Annotated in this window: 13 protein-coding genes; all 13 read left to right on the top strand. The window is 70.3% G+C overall.

Annotation, left to right across the window (positions count from 1 at the left end; translation table 11 throughout):
- Positions 1-31 precede the first annotated feature (31 nt).
- The 13 genes from ACI1MP_RS14125 to ACI1MP_RS14065 all read left to right on the top strand — a co-directional run bounded on the left by ACI1MP_RS14125 (position 32) and on the right by ACI1MP_RS14065 (position 14,456).
- On the top strand, positions 32-1,441 hold the full coding sequence (locus ACI1MP_RS14125) for an MFS transporter (protein WP_404868790.1): 1,410 nt from the start codon (positions 32-34) through the stop codon (positions 1,439-1,441).
- A gap of 41 nt (positions 1,442-1,482) precedes the next feature.
- Entirely contained in the window at positions 1,483-2,625 is a 1,143-nt protein-coding gene (gene mnmA, locus ACI1MP_RS14120) for a tRNA 2-thiouridine(34) synthase MnmA (protein WP_380334004.1), read from the top strand.
- 64 nt (positions 2,626-2,689) lie between these two features.
- The gene (locus ACI1MP_RS14115; RefSeq protein ID WP_404868789.1) at positions 2,690-3,223 is read left to right on the top strand and encodes a TIGR00730 family Rossman fold protein; all 534 of its coding nucleotides are present in this window, start codon (positions 2,690-2,692) and stop codon (positions 3,221-3,223) included.
- An 8-nt stretch (positions 3,224-3,231) separates the two neighbouring features.
- Positions 3,232-3,921, top strand: coding sequence for an SDR family oxidoreductase (locus ACI1MP_RS14110; protein WP_380334009.1), 690 nt, complete (start codon positions 3,232-3,234; stop codon positions 3,919-3,921).
- Positions 3,922-3,995: 74 nt separating this feature from the next.
- Positions 3,996-4,808 (top strand): alpha/beta fold hydrolase, encoded by an 813-nt coding sequence (locus ACI1MP_RS14105; RefSeq protein ID WP_404868788.1) that lies wholly within the window; start codon positions 3,996-3,998, stop codon positions 4,806-4,808.
- A gap of 96 nt (positions 4,809-4,904) precedes the next feature.
- Positions 4,905-5,876 (top strand): methionine synthase, encoded by a 972-nt coding sequence (locus ACI1MP_RS14100; protein WP_387998345.1) that lies wholly within the window; start codon positions 4,905-4,907, stop codon positions 5,874-5,876.
- On the top strand, positions 5,873-8,194 hold the full coding sequence (gene ligA, locus ACI1MP_RS14095) for an NAD-dependent DNA ligase LigA (protein ID WP_404868787.1): 2,322 nt from the start codon (positions 5,873-5,875) through the stop codon (positions 8,192-8,194). The genes ACI1MP_RS14100 and ligA overlap by 4 nt, the downstream gene beginning before the upstream one ends.
- A gap of 295 nt (positions 8,195-8,489) precedes the next feature.
- Positions 8,490-10,079: a bifunctional diguanylate cyclase/phosphodiesterase gene (locus ACI1MP_RS14090; RefSeq protein WP_308430984.1), complete on the top strand. Its 1,590-nt coding sequence runs from the start codon at positions 8,490-8,492 to the stop codon at positions 10,077-10,079.
- A 197-nt stretch (positions 10,080-10,276) separates the two neighbouring features.
- Entirely contained in the window at positions 10,277-10,573 is a 297-nt protein-coding gene (gene gatC, locus ACI1MP_RS14085) for an Asp-tRNA(Asn)/Glu-tRNA(Gln) amidotransferase subunit GatC (protein WP_035866399.1), read from the top strand.
- Between the two features lie 5 nt (positions 10,574-10,578).
- The gene (gatA, locus tag ACI1MP_RS14080) at positions 10,579-12,072 is read left to right on the top strand and encodes an Asp-tRNA(Asn)/Glu-tRNA(Gln) amidotransferase subunit GatA (RefSeq protein ID WP_100587931.1); all 1,494 of its coding nucleotides are present in this window, start codon (positions 10,579-10,581) and stop codon (positions 12,070-12,072) included.
- Positions 12,069-12,308 (top strand): hypothetical protein, encoded by a 240-nt coding sequence (locus ACI1MP_RS14075; protein WP_043916116.1) that lies wholly within the window; start codon positions 12,069-12,071, stop codon positions 12,306-12,308. The genes gatA and ACI1MP_RS14075 overlap by 4 nt, the downstream gene beginning before the upstream one ends.
- Positions 12,309-12,397: 89 nt before the next feature.
- A complete protein-coding gene (locus ACI1MP_RS14070) occupies positions 12,398-13,801 on the top strand; it encodes an AAA family ATPase (protein ID WP_404868786.1) in 1,404 nt (467 codons plus the stop codon).
- A complete protein-coding gene (locus ACI1MP_RS14065) occupies positions 13,767-14,456 on the top strand; it encodes a DUF4276 family protein (RefSeq protein WP_404868785.1) in 690 nt (229 codons plus the stop codon). The genes ACI1MP_RS14070 and ACI1MP_RS14065 overlap by 35 nt, the downstream gene beginning before the upstream one ends.
- The last annotated feature ends 3 nt before the right edge of the window (positions 14,457-14,459 follow it).

Genomic DNA, 14,459 nt, shown 5'->3' with positions numbered 1-14,459 from the left:
GGTCCGCGCGCCCCGGGGGAGGGAGACACCCATGTCCGAACACCCGTCACGCGCCCGCTGGTCGGCCCTCGCGGTGGTCTGCGCCGGCCTGCTGATGGTGATCCTGGACGGCTCGATCACCACCGTCGCGCTGCCCGCCATCCAGGACGACCTGCACATCGGCCCGGGCGGACTGGCCTGGGTGGTGGACGCCTACGTGATCGCCTTCGGCGGCCTGCTGCTGCTCGCCGGACGGCTCGGCGACCTGCTCGGCCGCCGCCGGATCTACCTGGCCGGCATCGCCGCCTTCACCGTCGCCTCCGTGCTGTGCGGCCTCGCCACCGGCCCCGCGACGCTGATCTCCGCCCGCTTCCTGCAGGGCGTCGGCGGGGCGATGGCCTCCGCCGTCGGCCTCGGCATGGTGGTCGGCCTGTTCCCCGAACCCGCCGACCGGGCCAAGGCGTTCGGCGTCGTCGGCTTCACCGGCTCGGCCGGCGCCTCGCTCGGCCAGGTGCTCGGCGGCGTGCTCACCGAAGGCCTCGGCTGGCACTGGATCTTCTTCATCAACCTGCCGATCGGCGCCGCCGCGCTGCTGGCCGGCCTGCGCCTGCTGCCCCGTGACGCGGGCGGCGGCGCCGGGGGCGGCGTGGACGTCCCCGGCGCGGCGCTGGTCACCGGCGGGCTGATGCTCGGCGTCTACAGCATCGTCGAGGGCGGCCCGCACGGCTGGACGTCCCTCCGCACCCTGGGCCCGGCCGCCGCCGCGCTCGCCCTGCTCGCCGCGTTCGTCCTCCGGCAGGCCCGCGCCGCCACCCCGCTGCTGCCGCTGCGGGTCCTCGCCCGGCGCACCACCGCGCTCGCCAACCTGGTGCAGATCCTGCTGCTGGGCGCGCTGTTCGGCTTCCAGGTGCTGGTGGCGCTCTACCTGCAGAACGTCCAGCACTACGGCGCGCTCGACACCGGACTGGCCATGCTGCCCGCCGCGCTCGCCATCGGCGCCGTCTCGCTGCTGGTCGCCGCCCGCGCCATCGGCCGGTTCGGCGAACGCCGCACCCTGCTGCTCGGCCTGGCCCTGCTCACCGTCGGCCTGGCCCTGCTGGTGCGGCTGCCCGCCGGCCGTTTCGACTACGTCGCCGACCTGCTGCCCACCATGCTGCTCGGCGCCGGCTTCGGACTCGCCGCCACCGCGCTCACCGCCCTCGGCATGGCCGACGCCCGGCCCGAGGACGCCGGACTGCTCTCCGGGGTGCTCAACACCACCCAGCAGGTCGGCGCGGCGCTCGGCGTCGCCGTCCTCACCGCGCTGGTCGGCGGCTCCGGGAATGCCGTCGACGGGTTCCACCTGGCCTTCGGCGTGGGCGCGACGCTGCTGCTCGCGGCCTTCCTGCTGGCCACCGCGCTGCCGGCCCGCACCGCCCCGGTCCCGGCCGCCGCCGAGCCGCCCGCCCCGGTGCCGAACTGACCGTCGGGCGAGCGCCCGGCCCCCGTTACGCTGGACTCCTTATGACTGACTTCCCCGGCGCCCCGACCACCCCGTCCACCGGCCGCCTGCGCGTGCTCGCCGCGATGTCCGGCGGCGTCGACTCCGCCGTCGCCGCCGCCCGGGCCGTCGAAGCAGGCCACGAGGTGACCGGCGTCCACCTGGCGCTCGCCAGCAACCCGCAGTCCTTCCGCACCGGCGCGCGCGGCTGCTGCACCCTGGAGGACTCCCGGGACGCCCGCCGCGCCGCCGACGTGATCGGCATCCCGTTCTACGTCTGGGACTTGGCGGAGCGCTTCCGCGAGGACGTGATCGAGGACTTCGTCGCCGAGTACGCCGCCGGGCGCACCCCCAACCCGTGCCTGCGCTGCAACGAGAAGATCAAGTTCGCCGCGCTGCTCGACAAGGCGATCGCACTCGGCTTCGACGCCGTCTGCACCGGCCACTACGCCCGGATCGTCGACCTGCCCGACGGCACCCGCGAACTCCACCGGGCGGTCGACGGCGCCAAGGACCAGTCGTACGTGCTCGGCGTCCTCGACGCCGACCAGCTCGCCCACTCGCTGTTCCCGCTCGGCGACACCACCAAGGACGTCATCCGCGAGGAGGCCGACCGGCGCGGCCTCGCCGTCGCCAAGAAGCCCGACAGCCACGACATCTGCTTCATCACCGACGGCGACACCCAGGGCTTCCTCGCCGAACGCCTCGGCACCGCCACCGGCGACATCCTCGACACCGACGGCACCAAGCTCGGCGAGCACGACGGCGCGTACGGCTTCACCATCGGCCAGCGCAAGGGCCTCCGCCTCGGCCGCCCGGCCGCCGACGGCAAGCCCCGCTACGTCCTCGACATCTCGCCGGTCGACAACACCGTCACCGTCGGCCCCGCCAGCGGCCTCGACGTGCACGCCCTCACCGCCATCCGCCCCCGCTGGTGCGGCACCCCCGCCACCGGCGAAGGCCGCTACACCGCGCAGCTGCGCGCCCACGGCGAAGAGGTCCCCGTGACGGCCGTCCTGACGGACGACCAGCTGCACGTCCGCCTCGACACCCCGGCCCGCGGCATCGCCCCCGGCCAGGCCGTGGTGCTGTACGACGGCACCCGGGTGGTCGGCTCGGCGACGATCGCGAGCACCGAGCGGGCCGTCGAGGCCCCCGGCGTCTAGAGCGTGCCCGGCGGATTATCGGCTTGACCCGGGCGTGTCGGCCGGTGATAGGACTGGTTGCACTATGAACATCACGGTCTTCTGTTCGGCGAACCTGCTCGATGCCAAGTACACCGCCCCGGCGGCGGAGTTCGCCCGGCTGCTCGGGGCGGCCGGGCACACCCTGGTGTGGGGCGGGTCGCACACCGGGCTGATGGGGCTGCTGGCCGACGAGGCGAAGGAGGCCGGGGGCCGGCTCGTCGGGGTGTCGGTGGAGTTCCTGCGGCACAAGGCGTACGAGGGCGCCGACGAGCTGGTGGTGATGCCCGATCTGCCGACCAGGAAGGCCGAGTTGCTGGCCCGCGGGGACGCGCTGGTGGTGCTGGTCGGCGGGATCGGGACGCTGGACGAGGTCACCGAGGTGCTGGAGCTGAAGAAGCACGGTCAGCACGACAAGCCGATCGTGCTGCTCGACACCGAGGGCTTCTACGACGGGATGCGCACCCAGCTCGAACGGATGGACCGCGACGGGTTCCTGCCGCGTCCGCTCGCCGAGCTGGTGTCCTTCGCGCAGACTCCCGCCGAAGCCCTCGCCCACGCGACCGTCCAGCAGAACTGAGGAATCCCATGGGTGCCCACCTGATCACCGGAGCCGGTTCCGGCATCGGCTCCGCCGTCGCCGACAGGCTCACCGCCCGCGGCGAGGAAGTCTGGCTGCTCGCCCGCGACGCGCGCCGTGCCGCGCAGCTGCGCGAGCGCTACCCCGAGGCGCGGACGCTGGTCGGCGACCTCGACGACCCGGCCAAGCTGTCCTGGGCGTTCGGCCACCAGGCGCTGCCCGTCGAACTCGACTCGCTGCTGCACATCGCAGGCGTGGTCGAACTCGGCACCGTCGGCGAGACCCCCGTCAAGGCGTGGCAGCAGCAGCTGAACGTCAACACCGTCGCGCCCGCCGAGATCACCCGGCTGCTGCTCCCCTCGCTGCGGCTCGCCCGCGGCCACGTGGTCTTCGTCAACTCCGGCGCCGGACTGCGCGCCGACCCGACCTGGGGCTCGTACGCGGCCAGCAAGTTCGCGGTGCGCGCGCTCGCCGACGCGCTGCGGCAGGAGGAGCACGCCCACGGGGTCCGGGTCACCAGCGTCTACCCCGGGCGCACCGCCACCGCGATGCAGGTGAAGGTGCACCAGCAGGAGGGCAAGGAGTACGACCCGGCGAAGTGGATCGCCCCGGAGTCGGTCGCCACCGCGATCCTCGCCGCGCTCGACCTGCCGCGCGACGCGGAGATCACCGAGATCACCGTCCGCCCCGGCCAGTAGCCGGGGGCCCGCGCCTGCGGTCCACTGGAGGGACGGGGCCGCGGTCGCGGCTCCACGGCGTGAGGAGTGCGCGCATGCCTCTGGCCCGGGTGAACGGCGTCGGCCTCTACTACGAGCTGGCGGGGGACGGCGACCCGCTGGTGCTGGTCCACGGGTCGTGGAGCGACCACCTCACCTGGGGCTCCGTGGTGCCCGACCTCGCCGAGCGGTACCGCGTCCTGGTCTACGACCGGCGGGGGCACAGCCGGAGCGAACGCCCCGAGGGGCAGGGGTCCAGGACCGAGGACGAGCAGGACCTCGCCGCGCTGATCGAGAGGTTCGACCTGGCTCCGGCGCACGTCGCGGGCAACTCCTTCGGGGCCTCGACGGCGCTGGGCCTGGCCGCCCGGCGCCCCGAGCTGTTCCGGAGCCTGGCGGCGCACGAGCCCCCGCTGATGGGGATCGTGGCGGAGGACCCGGACCTCCGGCCGCTGATGCGGGCCATGGGGGAGAAGCTGGAGTCCGTCCGCGCACACCTGCGCGCGGGCGAGGACCTCGCGGGCGCCGAGCAGTTCGTCGACGAGGTCGCCCTCGGCCCGGGGAACTGGGAGCAGCTCCCGGACTGGCTCCGGGACGCCCTCGTCACCAACGCCCCCACCTTCCTCGACGAACTGGCCGACCCCGACTGGCTGTTCCTCGACCTCGCCCGGCTGCCCGACTACACCGGCCCCGCCCTGCTGACCAACGGCACCGAGAGCCCGCCGTGGTTCCCGGCCATCATCTCCAGGCTCGGCGAGGCCCTGCCCCGGGCCGAGGTCCGGGAACTGGCGGGAGCCGGCCACGTCCCGCACGTCTCGCACCCCGAGGACTACGTGCGCAGCCTGACCGGCTTCCTCGACGCCGCCTGAGGCGCGAACGACCGGCCGGGGCTGCGTAGGCTCTGTCCCGTGACTGACGTGGACGTTTTCGGAGAGCTGGCCGGGGCCGCGACCGGCGTGGGGTCGATGCCCGGCGGGGATGTGCGGGAGATGGCGCGGGGGGTGACGGCGGAGCTGGAGCAGCTGCCGCACCTGCCGGAACTGCCCGGGCGCGGGCCCGGGGCGGACATGATCGGGCGCGGGGCCGGCCTGCTGACCGAGCTGTTCGTGCAGACCGAGCCGAGCGGGTGGCGGTTCACCGACCACCCGGGGCGGGACACCAAGCGGGCCCGGTCCTGGCTGGGGGAGGACCTGGACGCGCTGGAGGAGTACACGCAGGGTTACGAAGGACTGCTGAAGATCCAGGCCGTCGGGCCGTGGACACTGGCCGGGTCGATCGAGCTGAAGCACGGCGAGAAGGCGCTCAGCGACCCGGGCGCCTGCCGCGACATCGCGGAGTCGCTGACCGAGGGGCTGCGCCGCCACCTGGAGGACGTCCGCCGCCGGGTGCCCGGAGCGACGGTGGTGCTACAGCTGGACGAGCCGCTGCTGCCCGCCGTGCTGGCCGGATCGGTGAAGACCGCCAGCGGCTTCCAGCGGCTGCGCGCGATCGACCGCCAGCTCGCCGAACAGGCGCTGCGGGACGTGGTCCGGGGCGTGAACACGCCGGTGCTGGTGCACAGTTGTGCGCCCGAGGTGCCGATTCCGCTGCTGCGCCGGGCGGGGGTGGCCGGGATCAGCCTGGACTTCGGACTGCTGACGCAGCGTCACGACGACGACCTGGGCGAGGCGATCGAGGGCGGGACGCTGATCCTCGCCGGCGTGGTGCCGTCAACCGACGTCGGTGCGGTTCAATCAGAAGCGGTGTCGGACCCGGCCGGTAGTGTCCGGAGTGTCAGGACGTTGTGGCGCAGGCTCGGGCTGGCACCGGAGCTCCTGGGCCGCCGGGTGGTGGTGACGCCGACGTGCGGGCTCGCGGGGGCGTCCCCGGCGTACGCGCGGCGGGCGTTGGCCGCGGCGGTGCGGGCGGCACGGAGCCTGGTGGACAACCCGGAGTGACGAGCGAGGAGGACGGCGCGGTGGCGGCTGTGGAGGGCTGGGAGGAGATCCCGGCGGAGGTGCGGACCCGGCACGCCGAATTGGCGACCGAGATCGAGGAGCACCGGTCCCGGTACTACGAGCTGGACGCGCCGACCGTCAGCGACGCCGAATTCGACCGGCTGATGCGGGAGTTGGAGGCGCTGGAGGCCGAGCACCCGGCGCTGGTGACGCCCGACTCGCCGACCCAGAAGGTCGGCGGCGCGCCGACCGTGCTGTTCGCGCCGGTCGAGCACCGCGAGCGGCTGCTCAGCCTGGACAACGCGATGGACGCCGACGAGCTCGCCGCCTGGGCCGAGCGGGTCGCCGGCGAGCTGGCCGGCATCGAGTACCACTACCTGTGCGAGCTGAAGGTCGACGGGCTGGCCGTCAACCTGACGTACGAGAACGGGGTGCTGGTGCAGGCCGCGACCCGCGGTGACGGCCGGGTCGGCGAGGATATCACGGCCAACGTCCGCACCATCAAGGAGATCCCGCACCGCCTGCACGGCGGCGACGTCCCCGCGCTGGTGGAGATCCGCGGCGAGGTGTACTTCCCCAGCGAGGAGTTCGACGCGCTGAACGCCTCGTTCGCCGAGGAGAACGAGCGCCGCCGGCAGGAGAACGAGGAGCGCGCCAAGGAGGGCAAGCGGCCCCGGGCGATGATCCGGCTGTTCATGAACCCGCGCAACGCCGCCGCCGGTTCGCTCCGCCAGAAGGACCCGCTGATCACCGCCGCCCGCCCGCTGCGGATGGTGGTGCACGGCATCGGCGCCCGGGTCGGCTTCGACATCGACTGCCAGTCGCACGCCTACCAGCTGCTGCACGACTGGGGCCTGCCGACGGCCAAGCACAACAAGGTCGTCGGGACGCTGGACGAAGTGCGGGCGTTCATCAAGCACTTCGGCGAGCAGCGGCACTCCGTCGAGCACGAGATCGACGGCGTGGTGGTCAAGGTCGACGAGATCGCCCTGCAGGGCCGGCTCGGCTCCACCTCCAAGTCGCCGCGCTGGGCGATCGCCTGGAAGTACCCGCCGGAGGAGGTCACCGGCAAGCTCGCCGAGATCAAGATCGGCATCGGCCGCACCGGCCGGGCCACCCCGTACGCGGTGCTGGCCGAGCCGGTGAAGGTGGCCGGCTCGATGGTGCAGTACGCGACGCTGCACAACCAGCAGATCGTCAAGGCCAAGGACGTGCTGCTCGGCGACACCATCGTGCTGCGCAAGGCCGGCGACGTGATCCCGGAGATCCTCGGCCCGGTCTACGACCTGCGCGACGGCGCCGAGCGGGCGTTCGAGATGCCCACCCACTGCCCGGAGTGCGGCAGCGAGCTGCGCCCGATGTCCGAGGGCGACATCGACCTGCGCTGCCCGAACGCCCAGCACTGCCCGGCGCAGATCCGCGAGCGGATCGCGTTCCTCGGCGGCCGCCAGTGCCTGGACGTCGAGGGCCTGGGCTACGTCGCGGCGACCGCGCTCACCCAGCCGCTGGAGCCCGCCGACCCGCCGGTCAAGGACGAGGGCGACATCTTCGACCTGACCGAGGAGCAGCTGCTGCCGATCAAGGTGCTGGTCCGCGACCCGAAGACCGGCATGCCCAAGCTGGACGACAAGACCGGCAAGGAGAAGAAGGTCTCCTTCTTCGCCACCACCGCCGGCGCGCCGAAGAAGAACACCGGCGTTCTGCTGGACAACCTGCGCGGCGCCAAGGACCGCCCGCTGTGGCGCTTCCTGAACGGCCTGTCGATCCGTCATGTCGGCCCGGTGGCGGCACAGGAGCTGGCCCGCGAGTTCCGCGACCTGGAGCGGATCTTCGCCGCCGACGAGACCGAACTCGCCGCCGTCGAGGGCGTCGGGCCGACCATCGCCCGGTCCGTCAAGGAGTGGTACGCCGAGGAGTGGCACCGCGAGATCCTCCGGAAGTGGAAGGACGCCGGGGTGCAGTTCACCGAGGAGGCCGGCGAGGAGCAGGGCGAACGCCCGCTGGAGGGCATGACCGTGGTGGTCACCGGCACCCTCGCCGGGCACACCCGGGACGGCGCGAAGGAGGCGCTGACCTCGCGCGGCGCGAAGGTCACCGGCTCGGTGTCGAAGAAGACGCACTTCGTGGTGGTCGGCGACAACCCCGGCTCCAAGTACGACAAAGCGGTGCAGCTCGGCGTTCCGGTGCTGGACGACGCGGGCTTCGAGGTGCTGCTCGGCCAGGGCGCGGACGCGGCCCGTCGGCACCTCGGGCTGGACGTCGACGAGGAGGCCGGTGGGGAAAATGCCGGAGAAGTACCGCAGGAGCAGGTTTCCTGACGGGTCGTTATCGTCCTGATGCCGCGTCAGTCGGGTGTTCGAGAGCGAAATCGGGCATTGTGTCATCGAGCAGCGCGCGGATATGACGTCGCGCTCGGAGGTGACCGGAAAGTGCGCCCGTGCGGCGGACCCCGGCTTACCCTGGGCGCTACGAACTGTCAGCAGGAGTGTGTGGCACCGGTTCTGCCGGAGCCCCGGGGACACGCCCTCGTCTGACGTCCACCGGCATCCCGAGGAGGGGGTGCCTCACCGTGAGGCGGCCCAGCGGGGGCGGGCCCGACGGAGGACTGGGCTTATGGATCGTACGACCGGTGGCGCGCCCACGCGCCCGCCGCAGGGGATGGCGGGGGCGGTGCTGCTGTTCGGCGTCCTGCTGGCCGGCGCCGCGCCGCTGATCCCGTTGGCCGTCCTGGTGTACCGCTACGAACCCGAACTGCTCCCGTTGTTCGCGGTTCCGCTGGCGGTGCTGGTCGCCGCCTGGCGGATCGCCCGCGATCGGGCCAGGGACCAGCTCACCGACCCGCTGACCGACCTGCCCAACCGGCAGGCCCTGCTGATCGCCACCCAGGAAGCGCTGGCCGCGCACGAGGGCGAACCCGGCTACAGCGTCGGGCTGATCCTGCTCGACCTGGACCGCTTCCGGTCACTGAACGACGCACTCGGGCACACCGCCGGCGACCGGCTGCTGGTGCACATCGCCCGCCGGCTGCACCGGGCGCTGCGGGCCGGCACCAGCTTCGCGCAGAACCCGGAGGCCGCCGTGCTGCCGCCGCAGGTGCGCCGCCGCAGCGAGCGCCCGGTGGTGGCCCGGATGGGCGGCGACGAGTTCGCGGTGCTGCTCCCCGGCGTCGGCAGCCCCGAGCTGCTGGAGCGGATGGCGAAGGGACTGATCGCCGAACTCGCCGCACCGATCCGGCTGGACGGGCTGCTGCTGGTGCTGGAGGCCAGCGCCGGGGTCTGTGTGCACCCGACGCACGCCCAGGACGCAGAATCGCTTCTGCGCCGGGCCGACGTGGCGATGGGCCACGCCCAGCACAGCCGCAGCGGCGTCGAACTGTACGACGAGGCACGGGACTTGGACACCCCGTACCGGATCGGCCTGCTCGGCGACCTGCGCCGGGCGCTGGAGATGAACGAGGTCGCGCTGCACTACCAGCCGAAGGTCGCCTTCGACGGCCGGGTGGTCGGCCTGGAGGCGCTGGTGCGCTGGGAGCGGCCCGGGCAGGGCCGGGTGCCCCCCGACGAGTTCATCAGCCTCGCCGAGTCCTCCGGGCTGATGCCCCGGCTCACCGACTACGTCCTGGAGAGCGCCGTCGGGCAGATCGCCCGCTGGCGCCACCAGGGCCTGATGGTGCCGGTCGCCGTCAACGTCTCGCCGCGCGACGTCCTCAATCCGGGGTTCGCCGCCCGGGTCGCCGGCCACCTGACCCGGCACCAGGTCCCGGCCGAGGCGCTCCAGCTGGAGATCACCGAACGGCTGCTGCTGGACGACAGCCGGCGGGCCGCCGACACGCTGGCCGAACTGCGCCGCTACGGCGTCCGGATGTCGCTGGACGACTTCGGCACCGGGCACTCCTCGCTGGTGCGGCTGCGCAGCCTCCCGGTCGGCGAGCTGAAGATCGACCGCTCGTTCGTCTCCCGGATGGTCGCCGACGACCACGACGCGGCGGTGGTCCGCTGCTCCGTCGAACTCGCCCACTCGCTGGGCCTGACGGTGGTCGCCGAAGGCGTCGAGGACGACGAGACCTGGGAGCGGCTGCACGACCTCGGGGTGGACGCCGTCCAGGGGTGGCTGGTCTCCGCCGCGCTGCCCGCCGACCAGGCGACGGCGTGGCTGCAGGTGCGGCGGACGGGGGCGGCGCCGGTCTCGTCGCTTCCGCGGTAGTTCTTCGCCGGCGAGGTCCGTCCGAGGAGGGCAGTTCCGTCCTCGGGCGGACCTCTCCACGTCTGCCGGGTCGCCCGCACGGTTCCCCGCGCCCCTGTCGGGGCGCTCGGTGGCCATAGGATGGGCCCTCAAGACCAAAAAGGACGGGTGCGCCCAGGGCCGCCCGCTCACCGGAACTCACCCTTGAGGATCGCTGCATGCCTGGCATCACGCGCGAGGAGGTCGCCCACCTCGCCCGGCTGTCGCGTCTGGAGTTGCAGGCGGAGGAGTTGGACCACTTCGCCGAGCAGCTCGACGTGATCATCGGCGCGGTCGCCCGCGTTTCCGAGGTCGCGGGGCAGGACGTCCCGCCGACCTCCCACCCGCTCCCGCTGAGCAACGTCATGCGGGCGGACGAGGTGCGACAGTCGCTGACCCCGGAGCAGGCGCTTTCCGGCGCCCCGGCGAGTGAGGACCAGCGTTTCCGAGTGCCGCAGATCCTCGGGGAGGACTGACCGAGATGACCGACCTGATCAAGTACACGGCGGCCGAGACGGCCTCCGCGATCGCCAAGGGCGAGGTCTCGGCCGTCGAGGTCGCCCAGGCCCACCTGGACCGCATCAACGCCGTCGACAAGAAGGTCAACGCCTTCCTGCACGTCGACAGCGAGGGCGCGCTGGCCGCCGCCCGCAAGGTCGACGACAAGCGGGCCAAGGGCGAGCAGCTCAGCCCGCTGGCCGGCGTGCCGCTGGCGCTGAAGGACGTCTTCACCACCAAGGGCATCCCGACCACCTGCGGCTCGAAGATGCTGGAGGGCTGGATCCCGCCCTACGACGCCACGCTGACGCGGCGTCTGAAGGACGCGGACGTCGTCATCCTCGGCAAGACCAACATGGACGAGTTCGCGATGGGCTCCTCCACCGAGAACTCGGCGTACGGCCCGACCGGCAACCCGTGGGACCTGACCCGGATCCCCGGCGGCTCCGGCGGCGGCTCCGCGGCGGCGCTCGCCGCGTTCGAGGCGCCGCTGGCGATCGGCACCGACACCGGCGGCTCGATCCGCCAGCCCGGCGCCGTCACCGGCACCGTCGGCGTCAAGCCGACCTACGGTTCGGTGTCCCGCTACGGCCTGGTCGCCTTCTCGTCCTCGCTCGACCAGGGCGGCCCGTGCGCCCGCACCGTGCTGGACGCGGCGCTGCTGCACGAGGCGATCGCCGGCCACGACCCGCTGGACTCCACCTCGATCGACGCGCCGGTGCCGGCCGTGGTCGAGGCCGCGAAGATGCGCGACATCCGCGGCATGCGGATCGGCATCGTCAAGGAGTTCGCGGGCGAGGGCTACCAGCCCGGCGTCATGCAGCGCTTCAACGAGTCGGTGGAGCTGCTGCGCGAGCTGGGCGCCGAGGTCGTCGAGGTGTCCTGCCCGTCGTTCACGCTGGCGCTGCCCGCGTACTACCTGATCGCCCCGTCCGAGTGCTCCTCGAACCTGGCCCGGTTCGACGCGATGCGCTACGGCCTGCGGGTCGGCGACGACGGCACCCGCTCCGCCGAGCAGGTCACCGCGCTGACCCGGGAGGCCGGCTTCGGCGACGAGGTCAAGCGCCGCATCATCCTCGGCACCTACGCGCTGTCCTCGGGCTACTACGACGCCTACTACGGCTCGGCGCAGAAGGTCCGGACGCTGATCTCCCGGGACTTCGACGCCGCGTTCGCAGGGGTGGACGTGCTGATCTCCCCGACCACGCCGACCACCGCGTTCCCGATCGGCGAGCGGGCGGACGACCCGATGGCGATGTACCTCGCCGACCTGTGCACCATTCCCTCGAACCTGGCGGGCAACGCGGCCATGTCGCTGCCCTGCGGGCTCGCCCCGGAGGACAATCTCCCGGTCGGCCTGCAGATCATCGCCCCCGCGATGGCGGACGACCGCCTCTACCGCGTGGGCGGCGCCGTCGAGGCCGCGCTCAACGACAAGTGGGGTCACACCCTGCTGGAGGAGGCACCGGCACTGTGAGCAAGATCGAGAAGGCCAAGGGCTGGAAGCACTCGAAGCCCGGCCTGTGGCTGTCCATCGGCACCAGCGCGTTCGGGGCGATCTCCATCGTCAAGGACGTCCGCCACGCCCGTGAGGACAACGACACCCTCAAGCTGATCAACGCCCTGGTCGGCGCCGCCGCCCTGGTGACCGGCACCGCGCTCCTCGTGCGCGAGCTCAAGCGGCTCGGCGACGACGACGTCCTGCTCGGCTGACATTGAGATGGAGAGGTCTGGCAGGACGGTAACGTTGAGCCAGACCTCTCTGTGGCCTGCTTCACCATGAGAACAGGGGATGATCTAGGATGCTCACCAGGATTGAGATCGACGGATTCAAGTCGTTCTCCAATTTTGGTCTGGATATCTCGCCATTTCTTGTAATCCTCGGGCCAAATGCGAGCGGGAAGTCGAATCTCTTTGATGCGATTCAGCAGCTGAGATGGCTTGTCGGCAAGCCGTCGCTATTTGATGCTTTTGCTGAAGCTCGTGGCGAGTTGGGTGAGCTTTTTCGGCGTCGCGGCGATGGATCCCAAGTTCCGCGCATATCTTTTGCGGTTGAGGTCCTGCTCGACCCCACGGTTGCGGACCAGTTCGGTGCGGAAGTCGAGATTAACCACACGCGACTTCGATATGAGCTGATTATCGAACAGCGGAGCGACTCTGACGGTTTTGTCAGGCCGTTTGTGGTGAAGGAGTCTGCAATTCCGCTTCGGGCGGCGGACGACGTCTGGGTTAAGAGGCATCGTGCGAGTCAGGCATTCCGTCGTGCGCACCTATTCTATAAGCGTCAGACTCCTCTACTTGAAACCATGCAGCTTCCTGAAGCTGGGCGTTCCTTGTTCAAGTTGGCGCAGGAAGGACGCCAGGGAAGAAAGAGGGAGCTCTCTGCGGATGCGGCTGAGGCGACTGTCCTATCGAGTATCACCTCGGCTGCAGATTTCCCTCTGCTCTACGCTCTGCGTAAAGAGATTGAATCCTGGCGATTTCTTCAGTTGGACCCCGCGTCGCTCAGGATGCCGAGTTCGTGGCAGCAGCGAGGGGAGCAGCTCGATCCGAGTGGGGCAAACCTTGCAAAGGTGCTTCGGCGTATTGAGCGTAGGACGTCCGATGAGGGACACAGTGCTCTAGACGACATGGCTGCCGACCTGACTCGCGTTATTCGAGGATTCAGTCAGGTTACAGTGGAGGAGAATAGGGCAAAGGAGCAGTGGGAGGTTTACCTGACCACTCGCGACGAGGGCAGGGTCAGTGCGAGGGTTGCGTCCGATGGAACATTGCGAGTGCTCGCACTTCTGGCCACCCTCTACGATCCGGACTATCGCGGGCTGGTTTGTTTTGAGGAGCCCGAGAATGGCATTTACCCGCAGCGCTTGAGGGATTTGGTTGGGCACCTGCGGGAGCTGGTTACGGACCCTGCATCCCCGGATCTGGATGAGGGGGAACCACTTTCTCAGCTCATCATGAGCAGCCATTCTCCTCTTCTTCTGCTGACGCTTCAGAAGAAGGACATCGTGGTCATGGACTGGGTTACTCGGCCTGAGGAGCACGGAGAAAATGTCAGGAGCCGGGTCACGCGGGTGAGGCACTTGCTTCCAGACGAGCAGCACGAGCTTCCTCTTGGCCTGGTGGGCACTGTGGTATCTGAGCAAGAACGGCGAGCGTATCCCGCAATTTATGCGGATGAGGCTCGGCAGCTTCTGGAGGCATAGGGTGATTGGGCCCGAGCTGAATGCTTTCCTCATGGGGGAAGGTCCCACCGACTATGCGTTCTTGACTGTTCTGCTTGAGCGCGCGCTTGGAGAGTTGCCGATATGTAGGAAACTCTCAGTTGCTCCTGTGCAGCGTCTTCAGGTTAATGTTGGTGATCCTCTCGGTAGGCATCGGGCGATCTGTAACGCCGCCCGAGAGGCAGCATCTTCCCTTTCGGTTCTCTTCGTTCACTATGACGGATCGGCCGTAGTGGAAAGGGAATCGGGAAAGTACTGGGATCCGCTCTGCCGCGAGTGGCAAGAGTTCGGCCCAGCTGATCGCCTGCTTCTTAGGGTCGTCCCTGTTCGGGAGATGGAGAGTTGGGCCTTGGCGGATAGGCAGACTCTTCAATCCGTAGTGGGGGCTTCATGGAATGCAAAGGAAATCTTCGAGGGTGGAAAGATCGAACACCCCGAAGATCTATCCGATCCGAAGAGAACGCTTCGAGATATTATTGCTGCGGGTCGAACAAAGCGGCGTGCCAGACGAGACCCTCATGACTATCTTCCGCTAATCGCTGAACGAATGAATCTTCGATCCCTCGAGCGACTTTCATCGTTCCGACTCTGGCAACATGAGACTGAATCGGCGCTGGCGGGCCTTAAGCCTGATTGATTC

Source organism: Kitasatospora griseola, assembly GCF_044999035.1.
Lineage (GTDB): Bacteria > Actinomycetota > Actinomycetes > Streptomycetales > Streptomycetaceae > Kitasatospora > Kitasatospora griseola.
This window is presented reverse-complemented; position numbering and strand designations above follow the sequence as displayed.